The organism is Methylocystis sp. (genome assembly GCF_050251305.1).
Classification (GTDB): Bacteria; Pseudomonadota; Alphaproteobacteria; order Rhizobiales; family Beijerinckiaceae; genus Methylocystis.
The window spans coordinates 1-3,794 of the sequence record NZ_JBFWNB010000095.1; the positions used below are offsets into that span (position 1 = coordinate 1).

The 3,794-nt window shown below is 67.1% G+C and carries 3 protein-coding genes and 1 pseudogene; 2 read left to right on the top strand and 2 right to left on the bottom strand.

What is annotated here, in order from left to right:
- Both AB7F41_RS17145 and AB7F41_RS17150 read right to left on the bottom strand, forming a co-directional pair.
- A pseudogene (locus tag AB7F41_RS17145) lies at positions 1-561 on the bottom strand (TIGR01459 family HAD-type hydrolase); the annotation flags it as partial.
- A complete protein-coding gene (locus AB7F41_RS17150) occupies positions 558-1,271 on the bottom strand; it encodes a carbonic anhydrase (protein WP_428382559.1) in 714 nt (237 codons plus the stop codon). The pseudogene AB7F41_RS17145 and the gene AB7F41_RS17150, both read right to left, overlap by 4 nt.
- 125 nt (positions 1,272-1,396) lie before the next feature.
- Here AB7F41_RS17150 and AB7F41_RS17155 point away from each other — a divergent pair, with 125 nt between their 5' ends.
- Both AB7F41_RS17155 and AB7F41_RS17160 read left to right on the top strand, forming a co-directional pair.
- The gene (locus tag AB7F41_RS17155; RefSeq protein WP_428382557.1) at positions 1,397-2,266 is read left to right on the top strand and encodes an HpcH/HpaI aldolase/citrate lyase family protein; all 870 of its coding nucleotides are present in this window, start codon (positions 1,397-1,399) and stop codon (positions 2,264-2,266) included.
- 69 nt (positions 2,267-2,335) lie between these two features.
- Positions 2,336-3,733 (top strand): COG4223 family protein, encoded by a 1,398-nt coding sequence (locus AB7F41_RS17160; RefSeq protein ID WP_428382555.1) that lies wholly within the window; start codon positions 2,336-2,338, stop codon positions 3,731-3,733.
- Positions 3,734-3,794: the final 61 nt, after the last annotated feature.

Genomic DNA, 3,794 nt, shown 5'->3' on the forward strand with positions numbered 1-3,794 from the left:
GCAATAGACCAGCTCGGCGCCGATCGCGACGACGATATCGGGATTGGCGCACAGCATCGTCAGGTCGCGCGCTCTCAAGGCCGCCAGCAGCGCGTCGTAATCCGCCAGGGATTCGTTGCGCTCATTGAAGAGGCCGGTGCAGACGACGTAATCGGCGGCGTCCGGCCCGACGCGCGTCACTGGCGCGCCGAGGCGGCGCGCCGCCTCGCGGAAAAGCCCGTCGTCGCGCGACGGACCCAGGTGATAGACCGTCTGGCCGGCGCGCGCCACGATCTCGCGCAGCGCCAGCTCCCCCGCCGAAACGAGATCGTCGAAACAGTCCTGCGGCGCGCCCAGGCTCAGAAGCTGACGGCGCACCTCTTCGTCGGGGCGCGAGGCGTTAGTGATCAGCACGACCGTTCCGCCTTGTGCGCGGAAACGCCGCAGCGCCTCCGCCGCGTCCGGAAAATGCCGCCGGCCGTCGATCAGCACGCCCCAACCGTCGCACAGAATCGCGTCATAGCCTCCCGCGATGTCGCGGAGACCGGAGATGAGCGGAACGCCACGCGAGTCAGCCGTCAAAAGCGCGCCTCGGCGAAAGCGGCCGCATAGGCCCGTTCACAGACCGGATTGAACGCGCCGGTCGCCTCGTCTAGCAGGAACAGACGTCCGTCCATGATCCTGAACAAGGCCCCGTGCAGCCGCAGATGCCGGTGATGTTCGAGAACCTGGATCATCGGAAAGGACCGCAGATTGCGCAGCGTCTGCTTCACCGCCTCGAATTCGAGCCGCTCGACATAGCCCCTGTCCTTGGGATTGGGGGGAACGCCCAGGCGATCCGCGGCCGGACCGAGCATTTTGATCCAGTCGCCGATGAAGTCGCTATGGCTCAGCCGCGGCGCGTCGGGGTCGGCCAAGATTTCGGCACAGGCGCGAACGCCGCCGCACTGGCCATGGCCGAGCACGACGATGTCGGACACTTTCAGAGCCATCACGGCGTATTCGAGCGCCGCCGAAGCGCCATGATAATGGTCGTCCGGTTCATAGGGCGGAACCAGCGCCGCGACGTTTCGCAGCACGAACAGCTCGCCGGGGCCGGCGTTGAAGATCGCTTCGGGCGCGACTCGCGAGTCGCAGCAACTGATGACCATGGTCTTCGGCGTCTGGCCCTTGAGCGCCAATTCTTCAAATCGGTCGTGCTCGGCCAGAAAACGTCCGCTGATGAAAGATTCGTAGCCCTCGATCAGGTTTTCCGGCAGACCGGTCGTCCCGGACGGCGCGTCATCTGCCATTTGGCGTTCCCCTCGTGCGCCGCGCCGAGCAGGCCTAGCCGGGCGGATGGCGGACCCGGCGGTTATTGTGTAGATCACGCGACGAGGTCAAGGAAAACCAGACCGGATCCATGTTGGAGTTTTGAATGCTTTCTCGACTAAAGCGCAGCGTGCTGGCCATGCCGGGCTCGAACGCCCGCGCCCTGGAAAAGGGCAAGACGCTCTCCGCCGACGTCCTGATGTTCGAACTCGAAGACGGCGTGGCGGACTCCGCCAAGGCGACGGCCCGCGAGCAGGTCGCGGCGGCTGTCTCCGGCGGCGGCTACGGCGCGCGCCAGCTCGTCGTGCGCGTCAACGCCCGCGGCTCCGAATGGTACAAGCCCGACATTGCGGCCATCGCGCCGCTGGGTCCGGACGCCATCGTCATCCCCAAAGTCAATTCGCGCGACGAAATCCTCAAGGCCGCCGCCGACCTCGTCGCCGCCGGGGCGCCGCGCCAGACGCGGCTTTGGGCGATGATCGAGACGCCGCGCGCCGTCTTCGACATCGAAAAGATCGCGAGCGCCGCCGACGATGCCGCCGCGCGCCTCGAAGTCCTGGTGCTTGGCCCCAACGACATCGCCAAATCGACGCGGGCCCGGCTCACGCCCGGGCGGCAGGCGCTGCTCGCCTGGCTTTCGGCCGGCGTGCTTGCGGCGCGGGTTCACAATATCGAAATCATCGACGGGATCTATAACGACTTCAACGATCTCGACGGCCTGCGCCGCGAGGCGGAGCAGGGACGCGATTTCGGCTTCGACGGGAAAATGCTCATTCATCCAAGCCAGATCGGCCCGGTGAACGCCATTTTCGCGCCGAGCGCCGAAGAGGTTGATTTTGCGCGCAGGATCATCGCCGTGTTCGACGAACCAGAAAACGCCGACAAGGGCGTGGTGCAGATCGACGGCAAAATGGTCGAGCGGCTGCATCTCGACATCGCCCGCCGCACGTTGCAGCTTGTCGAGGCGGCGAGCTGACGCGGACAGCCTGTTTTGCGGGCGCCGGACGCTTCAACTATAAGGATGCGCGACAGCAAGGATTAGCCAATGGTCTCGCCGAACGACGAAGAACTGGAGCGCGTCGAATCTTCGGAAGCGCCGATCGAAACGGCGGAACCGCCCCCTGAACCGCCCCCGCCGCCGCCCGTGACGCGCAAACGCCGCTCCTTGTTCGGTCGGCTGGTCTGGACGCTGCTGCTTCTCCTGATCGTGGCGGGCGGCGCGCTTTATGCGGCGATCGCGTTCAAGGACCAGGACGAACGGCTGAAGCTCGTCGCCGATTACGCCGAGCCATACGTCAATCAGGCGACCGGCGTCATCGGCGAGCTGAAGGATCGGATCGATTCGCTTTCCGCCGAGAAGGCGGCGTCGCCAACGACCGAAAGCCCGTCCGAGGCGCGGCCGAGCGATGCGGCGACAAGCAGCGCCGAGCCCCCTGCGCCGCCCTCCACCGCGCCCGAAAAATCCGCCGAATCTGCGCCGCCGCAGGAGCCGCGCGCGGATCCCGTGACGAACGCCGCCATGGAATCGCAGAACGCGGCGATCGAATCGCAAAAGGCGGAGGTCGCCGCGCTGCAGGGACGCATCGGTTCGGCGGAAGAGCTAGCGCAGCGCGCCTTGCGCGCCGCAGAAGCCGCAGAAGCGGTCGCCGCCGCCGCAAAGGAAACGGCAACCACCGCAAGAGAGACGGCGGAAGCGGCGGCGAAGGCGGGCGCGAGTCCCGCGCCTGTGGCGCCCGCTGCTCCGCCGGCGGAGCCGGGCGAGCGCGGCGCGCTCACGCCCGGCGAGCAGGTGAGCGCGCTGGAAGGCCGCATCGACGAGCTCGGCGACGAGTTGAAGGCGCTGCGCGAACGTCTCGATTCTCCCAAGGGCGAAACGCGCGCGGCTCCGGAGGCGGCTCCCGCCAAAACGTCCGAAGGACCGGCGGCGATCGTCGTCGTCGCCTATGCGCTGCAACGCGAGCTCGAGGGTGGACGGCCTTACGCCGTCGAGATGAAGGTCCTGACGCGGCTCGGCGTCGAGGCCGCGCAGCTTGCGCCACTCGCGCCCTATGCCGAAAAAGGCGCGCCGACCGCAGCGCAGTTGAAGGCTGATTTCGCACCGGCCGCGAAGCGCATTCGCGCGCTGGAGAACGGCGAATCCGTCGGTCTCGCGGAACATTTGATGAAGGGCGCAAGCAAGCTCGTGCGCGTGCATCCGTCAGGTCAGGCGCCCAGCGCCGAGGCCAAGACAGTCGAGGAAAAGGTCGGCCAGATCGAAGCGGCGCTCGCCCATGACGACCTGACCCAGGCCAATGCGCTGTTCTCGGCGCTTCCAGAGGACGCGCAGAACGAAGCCAAAGACTTCGGCGCGGCGCTCCGCGCGCGCGCGGACGCGCGGAGGGCGGCCGACGATCTGCTGCATGGCGCGATCGCCGCGCTCGGCGCAGGCGCAGCGCAGGAATAAGTGGGATCTGATCGTCATGTGGTTTCTCCTCTTCTTCATCGTCGCGCTTGCGGCGGTCGCC

What these genes read in the sequence shown, in the direction of transcription:
- AB7F41_RS17155 (WP_428382557.1), top strand. Translation starts at nt 1,397, where the DNA reads ATGCTTTCTCGACTAAAGCGCAGCGTGCTGGCCATGCCGGGCTCGAAC.
- AB7F41_RS17160 (WP_428382555.1), top strand. Translation starts at nt 2,336, where the DNA reads ATGGTCTCGCCGAACGACGAAGAACTGGAGCGCGTCGAATCTTCGGAA.
- AB7F41_RS17150 (WP_428382559.1), bottom strand. Translation starts at nt 1,271, where the DNA reads ATGGCAGATGACGCGCCGTCCGGGACGACCGGTCTGCCGGAAAACCTG.